Annotated in this window: 15 protein-coding genes; 6 read left to right on the top strand and 9 right to left on the bottom strand. The window is 70.5% G+C overall.

All coding sequences use genetic code 11. The annotated features are described in order from the left end of the window. The first annotated feature begins 39 nt into the window (after positions 1 to 39). Both O7632_RS03990 and O7632_RS03985 read left to right on the top strand, forming a co-directional pair. Positions 40 to 678: an NAD(P)H-binding protein gene (locus tag O7632_RS03990; protein ID WP_347403556.1), complete on the top strand. Its 639-nt coding sequence runs from the start codon at positions 40 to 42 to the stop codon at positions 676 to 678. Then, positions 675 to 1,604: an SDR family NAD(P)-dependent oxidoreductase gene (locus tag O7632_RS03985; RefSeq protein ID WP_278111527.1), complete on the top strand. Its 930-nt coding sequence runs from the start codon at positions 675 to 677 to the stop codon at positions 1,602 to 1,604. Before O7632_RS03990 ends, O7632_RS03985 begins: the two co-directional genes overlap by 4 nt. A 420-nt stretch (positions 1,605 to 2,024) precedes the next feature. Here the strand turns inward: O7632_RS03985 and O7632_RS03980 are convergent, their stop codons facing one another. Genes O7632_RS03980 through O7632_RS03970 form a run of 3 tightly spaced genes read right to left on the bottom strand, consistent with a single transcriptional unit; the run spans position 2,025 to position 3,402 of the window. Next, complete coding sequence (locus tag O7632_RS03980; RefSeq protein WP_278111525.1) at positions 2,025 to 2,621, bottom strand: maleylpyruvate isomerase family mycothiol-dependent enzyme; 597 nt, start codon at positions 2,619 to 2,621, stop codon at positions 2,025 to 2,027. Beyond that, positions 2,618 to 3,058 (bottom strand): SRPBCC domain-containing protein, encoded by a 441-nt coding sequence (locus O7632_RS03975; RefSeq protein ID WP_278111523.1) that lies wholly within the window; start codon positions 3,056 to 3,058, stop codon positions 2,618 to 2,620. The genes O7632_RS03980 and O7632_RS03975 overlap by 4 nt, the downstream gene beginning before the upstream one ends. Beyond that, a complete protein-coding gene (locus O7632_RS03970) occupies positions 3,055 to 3,402 on the bottom strand; it encodes a metalloregulator ArsR/SmtB family transcription factor (protein WP_278111521.1) in 348 nt (115 codons plus the stop codon). The genes O7632_RS03975 and O7632_RS03970 overlap by 4 nt, the downstream gene beginning before the upstream one ends. A 121-nt stretch (positions 3,403 to 3,523) precedes the next feature. On the opposite strand from O7632_RS03970, the gene O7632_RS03965 reads away from it, so the two are divergent. Next, positions 3,524 to 3,904 carry a PPOX class F420-dependent oxidoreductase gene (locus tag O7632_RS03965; protein ID WP_278111519.1) on the top strand — a complete coding sequence of 127 codons (381 nt, stop codon included), beginning with the start codon at positions 3,524 to 3,526 and terminating at the stop codon, positions 3,902 to 3,904. Positions 3,905 to 4,249: 345 nt separating this feature from the next. Here O7632_RS03965 and O7632_RS03960 read toward each other — a convergent pair whose 3' ends face one another. The 5 genes from O7632_RS03960 to O7632_RS03940 form a co-directional block, all read right to left on the bottom strand. Next, positions 4,250 to 4,894 (bottom strand): class I SAM-dependent methyltransferase, encoded by a 645-nt coding sequence (locus tag O7632_RS03960; protein ID WP_278111518.1) that lies wholly within the window; start codon positions 4,892 to 4,894, stop codon positions 4,250 to 4,252. A 289-nt stretch (positions 4,895 to 5,183) separates the two neighbouring features. Then, on the bottom strand, positions 5,184 to 7,364 hold the full coding sequence (locus O7632_RS03955) for a choice-of-anchor D domain-containing protein (protein ID WP_278111517.1): 2,181 nt from the start codon (positions 7,362 to 7,364) through the stop codon (positions 5,184 to 5,186). Between the two features lie 26 nt (positions 7,365 to 7,390). Beyond that, the gene (gene csb2, locus O7632_RS03950) at positions 7,391 to 8,188 is read right to left on the bottom strand and encodes a type I-U CRISPR-associated protein Csb2 (protein ID WP_278111515.1); all 798 of its coding nucleotides are present in this window, start codon (positions 8,186 to 8,188) and stop codon (positions 7,391 to 7,393) included. A gap of 233 nt (positions 8,189 to 8,421) precedes the next feature. Continuing rightward, on the bottom strand, positions 8,422 to 8,721 hold the full coding sequence (locus O7632_RS03945) for a DUF4229 domain-containing protein (RefSeq protein ID WP_278111513.1): 300 nt from the start codon (positions 8,719 to 8,721) through the stop codon (positions 8,422 to 8,424). 15 nt (positions 8,722 to 8,736) lie between these two features. Then, positions 8,737 to 9,174, bottom strand: a complete 438-nt coding sequence (locus O7632_RS03940) for a hypothetical protein (protein ID WP_278111512.1) — start codon at positions 9,172 to 9,174, stop codon at positions 8,737 to 8,739. A 117-nt stretch (positions 9,175 to 9,291) separates the two neighbouring features. Between O7632_RS03940 and O7632_RS03935 the strand changes: the two genes are divergently transcribed. Further along, positions 9,292 to 10,488, top strand: a complete 1,197-nt coding sequence (locus O7632_RS03935) for a cation:proton antiporter (protein WP_278111511.1) — start codon at positions 9,292 to 9,294, stop codon at positions 10,486 to 10,488. Between the two features lie 18 nt (positions 10,489 to 10,506). Here the strand turns inward: O7632_RS03935 and mqnE are convergent, their stop codons facing one another. Continuing rightward, positions 10,507 to 11,676 carry an aminofutalosine synthase MqnE gene (gene mqnE / locus O7632_RS03930; RefSeq protein WP_278119804.1) on the bottom strand — a complete coding sequence of 390 codons (1,170 nt, stop codon included), beginning with the start codon at positions 11,674 to 11,676 and terminating at the stop codon, positions 10,507 to 10,509. 256 nt (positions 11,677 to 11,932) lie between these two features. Here mqnE and O7632_RS03925 point away from each other — a divergent pair, with 256 nt between their 5' ends. Then, on the top strand, positions 11,933 to 13,576 hold the full coding sequence (locus O7632_RS03925) for a C40 family peptidase (protein WP_278111509.1): 1,644 nt from the start codon (positions 11,933 to 11,935) through the stop codon (positions 13,574 to 13,576). Between the two features lie 240 nt (positions 13,577 to 13,816). Continuing rightward, on the top strand, positions 13,817 to 15,463 hold the full coding sequence (locus O7632_RS03920; protein WP_278111507.1) for a hypothetical protein: 1,647 nt from the start codon (positions 13,817 to 13,819) through the stop codon (positions 15,461 to 15,463). Positions 15,464 to 15,635 lie beyond the last annotated feature (172 nt).

Here is a 15,635-nt window from a genome sequence, read left to right as displayed (position 1 = left end):
CAGATTGACTCATAGATCGCCGCGGCCCATACTCCAACTATGAGACATGATGTATCACAGATGCTGAAGGTAGCCGTCGTTGGAGCCTCCGGGGCAACAGGACGTCACGTGGTGGCGGCAGCGGTGGAGCGCGGGCACACCGTGACGGCCTGCGTACGCCGGAACGTGTTCGCGAAGCACGAGCGCCTGACCGAGGCGATCTGGCCGGACGTCGACGACACAGCGGCCTTGACCGGCGCGCTGATCGGCGCGGACGTCGTGATCAGCACTCTCGGCGGCGCCGCCAACGGTCCGACGACGGTCTGCACCGACGGCATCCGCACGACGCTGACGGCGATGCGGGCAACCGGAGCGACGCGCTTGATCGCCGTCAGCGCTCACGGGGTGCTGGAGACGCACGACCGGTCGCTCTACTCCCTCGCGGTCTGGGCCGGCGTGGCCGACCGAATGCGTGACAAGGAGACGATGGAACGGCTGATCACCGCTTCCGATCTCGACTGGACGATCGTGCGGCCGCCGAAACTGTCGAACCGTCCGGCAACCGCGAACACCCGGATCGGCACGGACCTGCCGATCCGGGTGTGGAGTTCCATCAGCCGCGCCGACCTCGCCGCCTTCCTGATCGATGAAGCGGAGACCGCCTGCTACGTACGCGCCTACCCCAGAATCACCCGATGACCAGCGCGATGCCCGACCTCACGCAGCACACCGCAGTCGTCACCGGAGCAACCGGCGGCATGGGACAGGTGATCGCCGCCACCCTGATCAACGCGGGTGCCCACGTCGTCACCATCGCCCGCGACCCCGCCCGCGCCGACATCCTGCGCGCCCGGGTCGGCAAGGACCTGGAGCACCGGCTCGACATCATCCCCGGTGACCTGTCCCGGCGCGAGGACCTCTGTGCGGCGGCACAGACCATCGAGGACCGATACGAGCAGATCCACATTCTCGTCAACAACGCTGGCGCACACTTCCCTGACCACCGGCTCTCGCCCGACGGCATCGAAATGCACATCGCCCTCGACTACCTTGCCGCGTACGGCCTCATGACCAGCCTGGACGCGCCGCTGCGGCGCGGCCGGGCACGCATCGTCAACGTCGCCAGCGACACCCTCAACGACACCCGCCGGATCAAGCTCGCTGGAGAACCCCGCCCACCGACCCTGGACCTGACCGACGTGTACGACCTGGCCGACCTCAACCCGCGAACCGGATTCGTGCCCTTCGAGGCGTACGCGCGGGCGAAGCTCATGACCGTCACCGCCGGCTACGCTCTCACGCGCTCGTTCACTCCCGACGGCGTCACCCTCAACGCCGTACACCCCGGCATCGTCGCCACCGACATCATCGACGACCTGGTACCGCGACCACTGCGCCCGTTCGGCGCCCTCATCCGCCGCACCATGCTCACACCGGCCGACGGTGCTCGAACCGCCCTGCGCATCGCCACCGACCCCGAACTCGCCGGCGTGACCGGCCGCTATTTCAACCAAGGCTCGATAGCGGTCACACCACCGATCTCCCATGACCCCGCCGTCCAACGAAAACTCCTCGCCCTCAGCGAGGCCCACTTCGCCCGACCGGGATCGTCGTGCGGACTGTAGGTTCACCTGCCAGTTCGTCGAGAGCCGTGTCGCCGACCGCTACCCGCAGGCCCAGAACCGCGCGGTCGGGTCGGCCGATCAGCCGGTCCGTCGACGGCACCGGGGCTGGAGAACGACACCGAAGGCGCCGCAGGGCGGTAAGACTTCGGTGGCGGCCACTGCGATGCCGCCATCTGGGCCCCGGTGACCGGCAGGGTGGGCGAGATCTGGTCGAGCAAGCGCTGCGCCAGGGTGGCGTCGATCTCGAGGTCCGCGCTGATGCGAACATCGGCCGCGGTCGCCAGATCCACGACGTCGTCGCTGGTGAACGCGTCAGCTCCGAGAGTACTCAGCCGTCGCGCGAACTCCTGGATGTTGATCATTTGCAGCCTGTCGTCGGAATATCAATTGTCCACCGTAACCCCAGCATGGGTCTCACGATCAGATGCGGGGAAGCTTACGGCCGTCGGGCAGCGTACGGCCGCTCAGTAGAGCGACGAGCGAGCCGCTGTCGGCGCGGATCACCCGGCCGTCTCCCCGGCTCCAGGCGGTGTCGGTGGCCTCGATCCGGATGCCGGTCACGTCGATGCCGAACAGCGTGCCGTTGGTCGCCGCGAGTTGGTCCAGGACGGTGTTCACCGCCTCCTGGGGTGCGACAGGAGGCCGATCGAGCGCGATCGTCACATCGAGCGAGTGGATGACAGCGTGATTGAGAGCGCCCGCCGCGCCGCCGCCCGGCGGCAGCCACTCGTGCAGTTTCGGTGCCCGGAGCTGGCCGAGAAGCTCATCGGGCGGCAGCGAGGCGTCCCGTGCGGCCACGGTGTCGGAGAGCACGGCGAAGTCGCCACGCGCCGCCGCCATCTCCGCGGCGAGCTGCTGGGGGCTCAGTCGGACCGGCATCGTCACGTGCGCGACGACGTGACGGACGAGCCACTTTTCGCAGAGGGTGGGCGCGTCCCACGTCGCTGCGGGGGCAGCGGTGAGGAGTTCGGCCCAGCGTTCGTATGTCAGTGCCACCCAGGTCTGCGGGTCGGTCACGATCGGTCTCCTTGCATGAGGAGGTGGAGATGTTCGTTGAGCTTGTCGAGAGAGGTGAGGAAGCCGGCTCGCGTTTCGGGCCGTCGTACGGCTTCGGGCACCTGCCGTTGGGTGATGACGACCGTGGTCCGGCCACCGCCTCGATCGTCGAGCGTGCCGATGGTGTGCATCCCGGTCGACGGCTCGACCCAGGCGAGCCGCTCGGGCGCAACGACTTCGGTGAAGGTGGCGACCATCCGATAGCTGCCGCGCGGGCCGACCATCAGGGTCTCGAAGCGGCCGCCGGGCCGAAGCTCGACCACGATGCCGTCGATTGGTGTGACCATGCCCCGGGGACCCCAGAAGTGCGCGAGTTCGGCGGGCTGGGTGAGGCATCGCCAGACCAGTTCACGCGGCGCGTGAAACACCCGCTCGTAGACGAGCTCGTCATCGCTCACCGCTCTTCACCCTCTTGCAGGCGGGCCAGGTGCGTCTCCAGGCGGTCCATCCGCTCGGTCCACGTCCGCCGGCTCGCCTCGATCCACGAAGCGGCGAGCGTGAGCGTTTCCGGTTCGAGGCGGCACGGGCGGGTCTGCCGGTGACGCCCCCGGCTGATCAGACCGGAGCGCTCAAGCACCTGAAGGTGCTGCGACACGGCCTGCATGCTCATGGCGTACCGCTCGGCGAGCTCCTTGACCGTCGCGTCGCCCGCGCTCAGCCGCACGATGATGTCCCGCCGGGTGCGATCGCTGAGCGCCGTGAACAAGGTATCGAGCTGCTGCTCTTCAACGGTCGAGTCCACGACTTATTCAAGCATCTACTTGATCAAGCGTCAACTAGATGAGGGCCAGGCAGGTCGGGCCGGCCAGTTGCTCTCGACGTTGCGGGCCGAGGCCCAGGGCACGACTCGCTACGCTGGCACGGTGACCGTGGCCGATGAGATCGCCCGTAGCCGGTACGTCAGTCTGACCACCTACCGCAAGGACGGCACCCCGGTGGCCACGCCGGTCTGGCACGTACCGCACGGCGCCGAACTCTGGATCGTGACCGAAGCGGGCTCGGGCAAGGTCAAGCGGATCCGGAACAACCCGCGTGTTCGGGTGCAGCCGTGCTCCTTACGCGGGGCGGTGGCACCGGACGCGCCGAATATGACGGGAACGGCCCGGTTGCTGGACGGCGACGGGACGGCGATGGCCCGCGAACTGCTGGCCCGCCGGTACGTCATGTCACGGGCGGGAAACTGGTTCGCGCGCCTGCTGCGGCTACGCCGCCCCCCGATGGTCGGCATCGTCGTGTCGTTCTGATCGACCCCGCTTCCCGACCGCGTAGCCACCCAAGAACGCCCGCGCCGACGGCCAGAGCAAGCGGATCGACGCACCACCCGGCACCGCCGTATTCGTCGGCGAGGGACAACCTGGCGTGTCAACGACCAGGCCTGGCCGGAGGGCTCCGGCGAGGACTTCCATCGACGCAGCGATTCCGTCGCCGCCGAGCGGGCCGCGCTCGTCGACACCGCGCTCTGCGCGACCTGACCCACCACGGCTGAAGCAGCTCACGGTACGGACCCTGTTCCTGCCGACCGGGACGCGACCCCGGTCGACCGGGACGCGACCCCGGTCGGCCGGGACAGGTGGTTCGAGACGGTTGGTTCAGGGCTTGCGGGCGACCAGCATGCCCAGCGGCGGGAGACCCGGCGTCGGCGGCGTCTGCTCGACGGTCACCAGCACCAGGAAACCCGCGTCCGCCAGCAGGCGCTTCACCTCGGCCGGGCGCTGGCGGTGGAACCGCAGATCGATCCGCTTGCCCTCGTACTCGTCGCGGTGCCGGATCTCGTCGCCGATCTGGAACACCAACATCAGGTAGCCGCCCGGCACCAGCACCCGGTGGAACTCGGCGAACGCCTCCGGCCGCCGCTTCCACGGCAGGTGGATGATCGAAAAGTAGGCGAGCAGCCCGCCGAGCCCGCCGTCGGGCAGGTCCAGGTCGAGCATCGAGCCGACCTCGAACCGCAGCCCCGGGTACGCCTGCCGGGCATAGCCGATCATCCCCGGTGACAGGTCGACACCGAACGCGTCCAACCCGTACTCGGCCAGCAGCACCGTCACCCGACCCGGACCGCAACCGACGTCCGCGACCGACACGGTGCCCGTCGACCGCACCAACTCGGCGAACATGCCCAGCATCGCCCGGTCCAGCGGCGCCTCGTCCAGCGCCGACTTCACCCCCTCGACGTACTCGTCGACGATGGCGTCGTAGGAATCGCGGGTGGTGGACAGGAACTCGGCGTCAGACACCCGCAGCACGGTATCGGCGGCCCCGACCCACCGCCACCAGCGACACCAGCTGTACGCCGCCGACGTGACCCTGGTGGATCCGCTGCGCCAGCGACGGGTAGGAGCCTGTGCCATCGGCTTTGGGCCGGTAGGCGACCGTAAACGCGGCCCCGTCCGGTTGCCAACCCAACAGCCGTACGGCCAGCGCCTCCTCGACAGCGGGCAGATCCGGCCCGGACGTGTCGACACCGGTGGCCGGGTCGACGCCGACCAGCCGCCAGGCGTCGCCGTCGCGTTCGGCGGGACTTGGTCAGCGGGGCGGGGTGGGGTACGCCCTGCTGCTCGTCGACCGTAGCGGTGGCGTCGGGATTCCGGTGTCGCCGCCGGTGCCGACCCGGGATCTGGCACCTGCTCCGCGTGCCGAGGCGTCGGAGAACTCGGTGTCGTCGTAGACGTACTCGAAGGTGCCGGCGATGTCGACGACCACGTGGGTGGTGCCGGCGTGGTTGTAGATGTTGAAGTCGCCGTCGTTGAAGATCCCGGTGATGGCGGCGTTGGGGACCGTCTCGCCCTGGTAGGGGTTGAGGGTGCTGACGCTCGGCGGCTCGGTGCCGAAGTAGGCGGGCCAGACGCTGACGTGGGTGTTGGCGGTCGGCCGGACCGCGGTGATGTTCATCGACACGGCTTCGGTGTCGTCGGTGATGACCGACGTCGGGGTGGCGATGGTGGCGGTGCTGGTCGGCCCGAGGGCGGTCGGCGCGCCGAGCCCGGTACGGGTGTCGACGATCCGGGTCGGGTCGACGGGCCGGAACCGGGTCCCGTCGGCGAGATCCGTGTCCATGTAGAGGCCGAAGATGTCCACCAGGATGTGGGTGGGATCGGCGGATCCGTTGTGGATCCAGATCGTCGGCAGTCCGGCGCAGCCGAGATCGTCCGGGCAGGGCGCGACGGGCACGATGGCCATGTTCGGCACGGTCCGGCCGGGCGTGAAGTTGAGCGTCGACGCCGTCGGCGGGTCCTGGACGCCGTCCCAGCTGGTCAGGTGGCCGCTGCCGACGGGCTTGACGGCGGTGACGTTGACCGCGAGCGCCGAGATCCTGTCGTTCGTATCGTCTCCGTAGTCGACGGGGATGTAGGCGTACCAGCCACCACGCAGCGGGCCGCCGAAGTAGGCGTCGCGGGTGTCCAGGATGCGTTCGTTGTGGGTCATGTAGAACTCGTCGCCGAGCGTACCGCCGGATGGTACGGCGTCGGTGCCGATGTAGTAGCCGGTGATGTCGGCGATGATGTGGGTGCTGCCGCCCCGGTGCAGGATCGACACCGTGCCGTCCGGGCCGACGGGTACGGTCACCGAGTTGGCGATGGTCCGACCGGCGACGAAGTTGAGGTTGGACGAGGTCGGCGCGGCACTACCTGAGGGGTAGAGCGTCAGGTGTCCGGGTGCGGTCGGGCCGGTGACGGTGACGTTGAGGACGACGGCGGACACGCCGCTGGCCGGTACGCCGGCTCGCCCGCCCACCGTCAGACCGAGGACCTGCTCGTCGACGACGGCGGCGGCCCTCGGCGCGCCGAGCCCGCTGCGGGTGTCGAGCAGCCGCTGCGGGCCGACCGGGTTGTACGTGCCATCCGCGCTGATCACGGCGGTGCCGAACAGGACGATCTCCCGGCGGGCGTCCGGGGCGTCGGCTTCGGCGAACGTCAGTCGTCCGCTCAGCTGGCCCCGGGCTCGCGGGCTCATCTCGACGTCGATCTCGCAGCTGTCACCGTAGGCGAGGCTGACCCCGTCGCAGGTGGTGGCCGCGATCTCGAAGTGCGGCGGTTGTGGCCCTTCGATCGTCAAGTCGGCCAGGGTGACGGGAAGCGAACCGGCCGAGGTCACGGTGAGCGTACGGATCTGCCGGTCGCGTCCGACGTAGCGCTGACCGAAGTCGAGCGACCGGGCGTCGAGCGCGGTCGCCCCGTATCCCACGGTCGAGTTGAACCGCACCTCGCCTTGCATCGGCACCGGATTGTTCTCGCAGCCGGCCCAGTAGGTGACGGCGGCTACGGTCGGGACACCCGTCTCGGCGTCGCGGGCGAACTCCTTGACGTCGAACCAGCCGGAGACCATGTTGCAGCCCCGCCCTTCACCGTAGACGTCCAAGGCGGCGTGCGTGGCGTCCGAGAGGCGACGGGCCGAGTAGCGGGTGCCGGCGATCAATTCCCCGCCGGTCGGCGGCTGGATTCGGGTACTCCACCGCGCGCCGTCGGGACTTGACGCGTTGAGGATGAAACCGGTGCCGTACTGGCTGAGGCTCAGGGTGGCGTTGCCGCGGTCGTACACCCGGGTGCCGGTTGACGCCGGATAGTTCCCGGCGGCTCCGTTGATCGTCAACGCGGTGTACGGCGCGGCCGGTGCGCTCGGCTGCGCCAAGGCCTGGGCGGGATGCAGGGCGACGGTAGCGACGAGCAGAGCGACTGTGCCGACGGTGACGGCACGCCTGATGCGCATATGAGCTCCGTGAGCTGGGGGACCGCCTACTGTGGAGGCCGTGCCGGGAGGTCGGTGGGATCCGGGACGAGCATCCCGCAGCCGAGGTGACGTAGCCGACCGGCGATCACCGGTCCGCGTACCGGGGTGGGGAACTCGACTCGGCAGTGGGTGAAGGGCCGGTGCTGCCGGCTGTCGGGGATCGTACCCGAGTGCGGGCCTCGGACCGCGCCCGGCACGGTCGAGCGGTCCAGGAGACTCGCCGAACGCGGCCGGGGGTAGCCGGCCGCCACGAATGACTCGGCCAGACGGTCGACGGCGGCGACGGTGTGCCGGGCGTGCGGGCGGCGGTCGAGCATCACCGGGGTCACCGTGATCCAGCGTCGGGCGCCCGGGGCCGGTGCGCGCCACCGCTGTGGATCGAGTCCGGACGACGGTCGCGGATCGGTCTGATGCGCCAGCGACAGCAGGCCGTTGGCCCCGAGCCGCAGCGTGTCGATCGGACCGTCGTCGTTGAGCAGGCCGTACGAGATGAGCTTTTGATCCTCGGTCGGCAGGTCGGCGGGGATCGCCACGGCGACGCCGAGCAGGTGGCCGTCGGCGCGCCGGTGACCGACGTCGAGCATCGGCAGGAACGCCAGGTGCGGCCGGCCGTCGGCGCCGTGCCCGGTGACCTGGGTCGGCACCGGCACGCCACGGCGTTTGCAGACCGCGCCGACCCGGCTGCGCACGGCTCGACGTAGCCCGTCGGTGACGACGAGCAAGTTGCCGCCGGCGATCGGCACGATGGGTTTACGGATCGCCCAGACCAACATCTCTGGATACGGTTCGGCAGATGTGTCCATCATTTCCGTCCCCGGAGGCCAAGTGGACGTTCGCCTACCAGGTTTACCGCATGCCTGCGACAATGCGCGAGTTGAGCATTGTTCGCAATTCCTCGACCACAGTGGCCGCTGCGTCGAGCCACAGCGGACCGACGGGCTCCGCAGCCGATGACGACGGGCTCGGAGGCGGGTGCCGTCGTCAGGCTCGGAGGCGGGTGCCGTCGTCCGGCTCAGCGGCGGTGCCGTCGTCCGGCTCAGCGGCGGGTGCCGTCGTCCGGCGTACCGTCGGATCGGTTGGCGGTGTCGGGCTCGTCGTCGCCGGCCAGCGCGGACCGCAGGCGATCCTTCTCGGCCCGGCGGCGCTCGGCCGACTCGGCGATCTGCTGCGCCATCTCGTCCCGCCAGCCACGCATCAGAAAGAACGACAACGCGGCCGAGAAAATCACCGCGATCATCAGTTTCAGAAAAATGTTCATGTCGATCGGCCAGAGTGCCAGGACGACGACGGCGAACAGTCCGATCCGACCGAGCGTGTACTTGACCGCAGGACTCATGTCTCTCCTCACCACTCAGCCAGTGCGGCCGTCGAGCCACCGGACGCCGTGAAACCAGACCGTCGCGTACGCCACCGAGAGGACCGCCGCGCCGATCCCGCCACTGACCAACGGTGGCAGCCCGAAGACGATCCCGGTGGCGACGCCGGCGGCGAGCAGGCCGGAGGCGACCCCGACGCCGAGCGCCACCAGCGCGGCGACGAACCGGGCGCTTCCGCCGCGCCACGCGCGGAAGTCGTCGGCGAACAGCCACGCCGGCAGGATCACCGCCAGCCACCCGTTGGACTGGCCCAGCCGTCCGGACGCGATCAGCTGGAACACGCCGTCGAAGAGGAGCAGCACGAGCAGGCCGATCACCAGACCGGCGAGCACCACGCCGATTAGGTCCGCCAACGTCGCGATCCGGCCCTCGGCGTCGCGGCGCGGACGCGCGTCACTCTTCGATTCAGCCATGACCTGATGAGGGTACGCCTTCGCGCCGGGGAGCTGTCCGCGCAGCCAGCAGACCCCGAGGTGGGTCGCATGGTGTACGGCGGTCTCAACCACCGGTTCGCCGGGTAAGTGGGCGGCATGCGCTCGCTGCATCTGGGCTACACGCTGGTCGGTGTCCTCGCCGTACTGCTCGCCTTCTGGTCGAGCGCGATCCGGCGGGCACCGGTGAGCGAGCCGCTGCTGGCGCTGCTGCTGGGCGTCCTGGCCGGTCCGGTCCTCGGGTTGATCGACCTGACCGACCAGCGGATGGCCGGGCTGACGTTGGAGACCACCCGGATCCTGTTGGCGATCTCGTTGATGGCGGTCGCGCTGCGCTTCTCCGCCACGGCGTACCGGACGGTCCTTCGTCCGATAGGTGTCTTGCTGGTGGCCGGTATGGCAGGCATGGCGCTGATCGGCGCCGGGCTGGCGTGGTCGGTGCTCGGACTCCCGGCCGCCCTGGCGGTGCTGCTCGGGGCCTGTCTGACTCCCACCGATCCGGTGCTGGCGTCGAGCGTGGTATCTGGACAGCCGGCCGAGCAGAGCCTGCCGGCCCGGCTACGACAGGTGATCAGCGGAGAGTCGGGTGCGAACGACGGGCTCGCGTTCCTCTTCGTCGTGTTGGCGTTGATCGCCGCGGTGCCCCGTCCGGCGGGCGAGCAGCTGTTCGAGGCGGCCTGGGGGGTGGTTGGCGCGGTGCTGGTCGGCCTCACCGTGGGCTACGTCGCGGGACGGGCGGTACGGGCCGCCGAGGCACGTGAGCAGGTCGACAAAGGTTCGTTGTTGATCTTCGCCGCCGTACTCGGGGTCGCCGCGTTGGGCATCGCGCGGATGGCCGGTACCGACGCTGTTCTCGCCGTGTTCGTCACCGGTCTGGCATACAACCGCATGATCGGCCAGGAGTCCCGGGCGTCCGAGCAACGGCTCGACGACGCGCTCACCCGGTATCTGGTGTTGCCAGTGTTCTTCCTACTGGGCTTGGAGCTGCCCTGGCGGCAGTGGCTGGAACTCGGGTGGCCGGCCGCCGCCTTCGCGGTGGCCGTGCTGCTGCTGCGCCGGCTGCCGGTGGTGGTGGTGGCGCTGCGGCCCGCTCTCGGCATGTCGTGGCGGGACGCGGTGTTCCTCGGGTGGTTCGGTCCGATCGGCGTCTCCGCGTTGTTCTACCTGACGTACAGCCATCGGGAGGGGGCGGTCGATCCACGGTTGTGGGCGGCCGGCACGCTGGTGGTCGCGCTCAGCACCGTGGTGCACGGAACGACCGCGACGGTCGGCCGCCGCTGGTACGCGGCGCGGTGACCGCCCCGCAGATCCGGCTCAGGCCCAGATCTGCTGTGGCTCGGCGCGGCGCTCCGCCAGCGTCGGCGGCCGGTCGTACTCCCGTACCACCTGGTAGCGGGTGTCCCGTTCGACCGGCTGGAAGCCAGCGTCCCAGATCAGGTGCAGCAGGTCGTCGCGGTGCATGGTGTTCGGCGTGCCGTACGCGTCGGCGTCGTGGGTGATCTTGTACTCGACGACCGAGCCGTCCAGGTCGTCGACGCCGAAGTTGAGCGACAGCTGCGCCACCGACAGCCCGTGCATCACCCAGAAACACTTGACGTGCGGCACGTTGTCGAACAGCAGCCGGGACACCGCGAACGTCTTCAGCGACTCGGCCGGGGCGGCCATCGTGGTCCGCTCCTGGATCCGGTTACGGATCTTGCCGTCCGCCGAGTCGACGAAGTCGTGCTGGTAACGCAGCGGGATGAAGACGGTGAAGCCGCCGGTCTCGTCCTGCAGTTCGCGCAGCCGCAGCACGTGGTCGACCCGGTGGCGGGGTTCCTCGATGTGGCCGTAGAGCATCGTCGACGGGGTCCGCAGCCCCTTGCTGTGGGCGAGCCGGTGAATTCGCGACCAGTCCTCCCAGTGGCAGGCGTGGTCGACGATGTGCTGGCGGACCTCCCAGTCGAAGATCTCCGCGCCGCCGCCGGTCAGCGACTCCAGGCCGGCGTCCATCAGCTCGTCGAGGATCTCGTCGGCCGGCAGGCCGCTGATCTTCTCGAACCACTGCACCTCGGTGGCGGTGAACGCCTTGAGCTTGACGTTCGGCAGGGCGGCCTTGAGCTCGCGCAGCACCTTGGGGTAGTAGCGCCAGGGCAGGGTGGGGTGCAGGCCGTTGACGATGTGCAGCTCGGTGAGCTGCTCGTCCTCCATCTCCTTGGCCTTGCGGACGGCTTCTTCGATCCGCATCGTGTAGGCGTCCTTCTCGCCCGGCTTGCGCTGGAACGAGCAGTACGCGCAGGAGGCGCTGCAGACGTTGGTCAGGTTGAGGTGCCGGTTGACGTTGAACATCACCCGGTCGCCGTTGAGTTCGGTACGCCGGTGGTGCGCGAGCCGGCCCAGCCAGGCCAGGTCGTCGCTGGCGTAGAGGTCCACCCCGTCGGCGTAGTCGAGCCGCTCCCCCGCGTACACCTTCTCTTCGAGCTCACGCTTGCGACCAGCGTCCACGTTCGCCACATCCCTTCCCGCACGCTCCGGCCCGAGCCTACGTCGCCGCGTCGGGGATCGGCCGATCGGCCGGCCCGGCAGCGACGTAGGTCATGCGCCTGCCCACCATTTCTCAGGGTCTCGTAACCTCCCGGAACATCGACATCACGGGTCCCGTGCGGTAAGACCAATGAGGGACAACCAACACCAGGCGGCGCGACTCGGTTCCGGGGCACGGGCATCGGGACAAATGCGGCGGTACGGGGAGCGGACGGGCATGGCACGAGGCAACAGCGGCAAGCCACCACGACGGCACCCGACCCGAGCCAGTGGCGTCCTGCCACCACGGCTGTCCCCCACCCTCTGGGCCGCGCTGCTCGGCGCGGTCACCACGATCGCCCTCGCCAGCCCGGTCTACGCCCAACCGGTCGCCGTACCCGACACCGGCAGCCGACCGGTCCCCGCCGGCGGCCTGCGACTGCCCGGCACCGGGCCGACGGCCGGGCCGAGCACCCCGTCGACCTTCGTCCCGAGCGTCACCGACGGTCCGCTCGTGGCGCAGATCTACACCGGTGAGACCGAGGTGGCGCTACTCGGCGAGCAGCTCCTGGCGCTGCAGGAAGACGAGGCCCTGGCCGCCGCCGAGCTGACCGAGGCCGAACAGGCGCTGCGCGAGGCCCGGACGGCACTGCTCACCGCGCAGCGCGACGCGGAGAGCGCCGCCGCGCTCGCGCTCAAGGACGCCGCCGCCATGCCACCCGGCGAGTACGGCGGCGACCTGCACGGCCTTGGTGCGCTGTCGCGGTTGCAGCGCGGTCTTCAGCCCGAGATCGGTGCCGACGCCGCGAATCGCGACGTCTCGCTCGCCGCCGCCGCCGAGCAGGCCGCCTACCTCGCCTACCAGGAGGCGTTGACGCGGCTCGACTCGCTGCGCACCCAGTTCGGCACCGTCGAAGGCACCTACAAGCAACGCGAAACCGCTCTGCTCGCGCTCAAGGCGCGAAACACCGAGCAGATGGTCACCATCGAACGCCAACGCGAGGCGGTCGAGCAGGAGATCGGCCAGAGCATCGGGTCGGACGGGATCGCCAGCACCACCGCCCACCCCCGCGCCGTCGCCGCCCTGCAGTTCGCGCTCAGGCAACTCGGCAAGCCCTACCTGTGGGGTGCCGAAGGACCGAGCCGGTACGACTGTTCCGGGCTGATGTGGGCGGCCTACCGGTCGCCTGGCGCCGACTACTTCAGTCTGCCCCGGGTAGCCAAAGACCAGTACTACGCCACCCGTGGCAACACCGTCACCCGCTCCGCGCTGCTCCCCGGTGACCTGATCTTCTTCGCCTCCGGTTCCAGTTGGACCAGCATCCACCACGTCGGCATGTACGTCGGCGACGGCAAGATGGTGCACGCGCCCACGACGGGCGACGTGGTCAAGGTTTCGACCGTCTGGTGGTCCCGGTTCTACGCGGCGACCCGGGTCATCCGGGAGGTGCCGGCCCCGACCGTCCCCGGCACCCCGACTCCCACGCCGACCACCCCCGTCCCCACCCCGGTACCCACGACACCGACGCCGGCACCGACCACGCCAGGGCCGAAGCCCACGACTCCGGGGCCGACCCCCACCACGCCAGGACCGACGCCGACCACGCCAGGACCGACCCCCACCACCCCGGGGCCGACGCCGACGACCCCGGCACCGACGACTCCGGCACCGACGACTCCGCCGCCGCCGTCCCCGCTGCCGACGCCCACCGGCCCCGACCCGACGCCGACCACCGGTCCCGGCACGCCGGATCCGGAAGCGACCGGCACCGGGACACCGACCAGCACCCCGAGCGGTACGGCCTCGAACACGGTCGCGGCCACGCCGAACGGATCCGGGTCGGCGACCGGCAGCCCGAGCGCCGGCGCGCTGGAGGATTGAGCGCCGGCGCGCTGGAGGATTGAGCGCCGGCGCGCTGGAGGATTGAGCGACGCCACCGGATGCCCGGCTGTCCGCACGGCCATGATCGGATCGGCCGCCCGGCCGACGTCGTCCGGCCGTGGGGCGCCACCTGTCGGTACGGCGGCACTCCGGCTGTGTACTGCGGCGTCGATATGGCACGGTGAAGCCGGGGACGTTCACCGGCCGGGGCGTCCGGTCAAGGCCGGCACGGGAGGCATGATGCACGAGGATCGCGACCAGTCGCCGGTCGACCAGGTTGACGGCGCACCACCGAGGTCCGTACCGGCCCAATCACGCCGAGCCGAGGCGTCTTCGCCGGACGACGGGCTCCCGCCCGTGTACGAGCTGCCGCCGGCACCGCCGGCCGGGGCGCTGTGGGCGCAGGCGACCAGCACCGATTCGGCCGAGGGCGTGCCGGTCGTACCGGGTCCGGGTACCACCGCCGACGGCACGGGTGACGCGGATTCCGGTCCGGGCACCGGCCTCGGCTCGATCGGCACCGATCCCGACGCTGGTCCCGACGCGCGTTTCGCCGGAGTCGGCTCCGGCACCGCTGGTACGTCGTCGGCACCCGCCTCCGCCTGGTCGAGCTTCGCGTCGGCGTGGCAGCCTTCCGAGCCCGCGCCGACGACCGCCCCGGCCTCGACACCACCAGCGACCCAGCCCGACCCCGCCGACCGGCCCGTCCCGACCTGGACGCCACCGACGGACGTAGCCAAACCGGCGGACCGGCCCGACCTGGTCTGGCGGCCGCCAACCGACCCGTCCGTCCAGTATCTGACGGCCGGCCGGCACCTGGCCGCGGAGCCGGTGTCGCCGGCCGACCACCAGGACCCAGCGTTCGGTGCGCAGAGCGGGGAGAAGTCGGACGGTGCCGGCACGCCGGCCCGCGCCCGAGCGACCGTGGCGGGGGCGCAGCGGGTCTCCTTGGACGAGGTGGGCGCGGTACCCCTGTCGCACGGCAGTGCCCGGATCTACGGCGCGAAGCGCCCGGAGCAGCCCGTGGATGGCGCCGAGCCGCCGTTCCCACCCGATCCGGTGCGGCCGCCGGGCCCGTACGAGCCGCCCCGGCCGGCCACCCCGGACCCGGAGCCGGCACCTGCCCCGGCACCTGCCCCGGCACCTGCCCCGGCACCCGGACCGGAACCCGCGCCACTGGCACCGCCGGTGCCGGCGCCCGGACCGATCGCACCGCCGCCCGCATGGACCTCGGCACCCGCCGACGGGTCCGCAGGTGCCCCGGTCTCGCCGCCGGCATCGTTTTCGCCGGGCGGTTACACACTTCCGCCGGTCGACCCGCCGACCCGCCGGCCCAGCGCGTCGAGCCCGCTCACGTTCGACTCGGGCACCGCCGCCCCGTCGGTCGTCCCCGACCCGGTCGGACCGTCGGTGCCGACCAGTCCGGCACCGGCGAGTCCCCCGTACCAGGCGGCAGCGCCCTACCAGCTGCCCCCGCCGTACCAGGTGCCGCCGGCACCGACGAGCGCACCACCGGCGGCTGCCGCCCCCTCGTCGGCGTACGGCGAGTGGGCCCGGCAGCCCAACGCGACACCAGGTGGCGGTGGGACGGTCTACGGTGCCCGCCGGGACACTCCCCCACCGGGGGCGGACCCGACCATGGGGCTGCCGATGGGCATGCCGTCCGGGATCCCGTTCAATCCGGCGGTGGAGAACTCCGGTTCCCTCACCGGCCACATTCTCGCCCAAGGCTGGGCGGACACGCCGGAACGGGAGAACCGGGGCACCACCCGGGTGGTGCTGACGATGGCGATCGGCCTCGGTGTGGTGGTCGTTGTCGGGATCCTGATCGCCCTGGCCGTCGGCAACGTCTTCAACAGCATCTTCGACGGATTGCTGAGCGGCTGACGGGGTGAGCCCGCCCACGAGGCGGACGGTCAGGTGGCAACAGCGCCGCAAACCCGTACACTTGTCCTCTGATCATCAACCCGGCGCGCGCTCGCGCGTGCTCATGGGCGATCTTGCGGGCGATTCAACGGTGCGCACACCGGAACGGGCCATTCGCGAAGATCCGCCCCGC

Source organism: Solwaraspora sp. WMMD406 (assembly GCF_029626025.1).
In the GTDB taxonomy this organism is placed as follows: Bacteria; Actinomycetota; Actinomycetes; order Mycobacteriales; family Micromonosporaceae; genus Micromonospora_E.
This window is presented reverse-complemented; position numbering and strand designations above follow the sequence as displayed.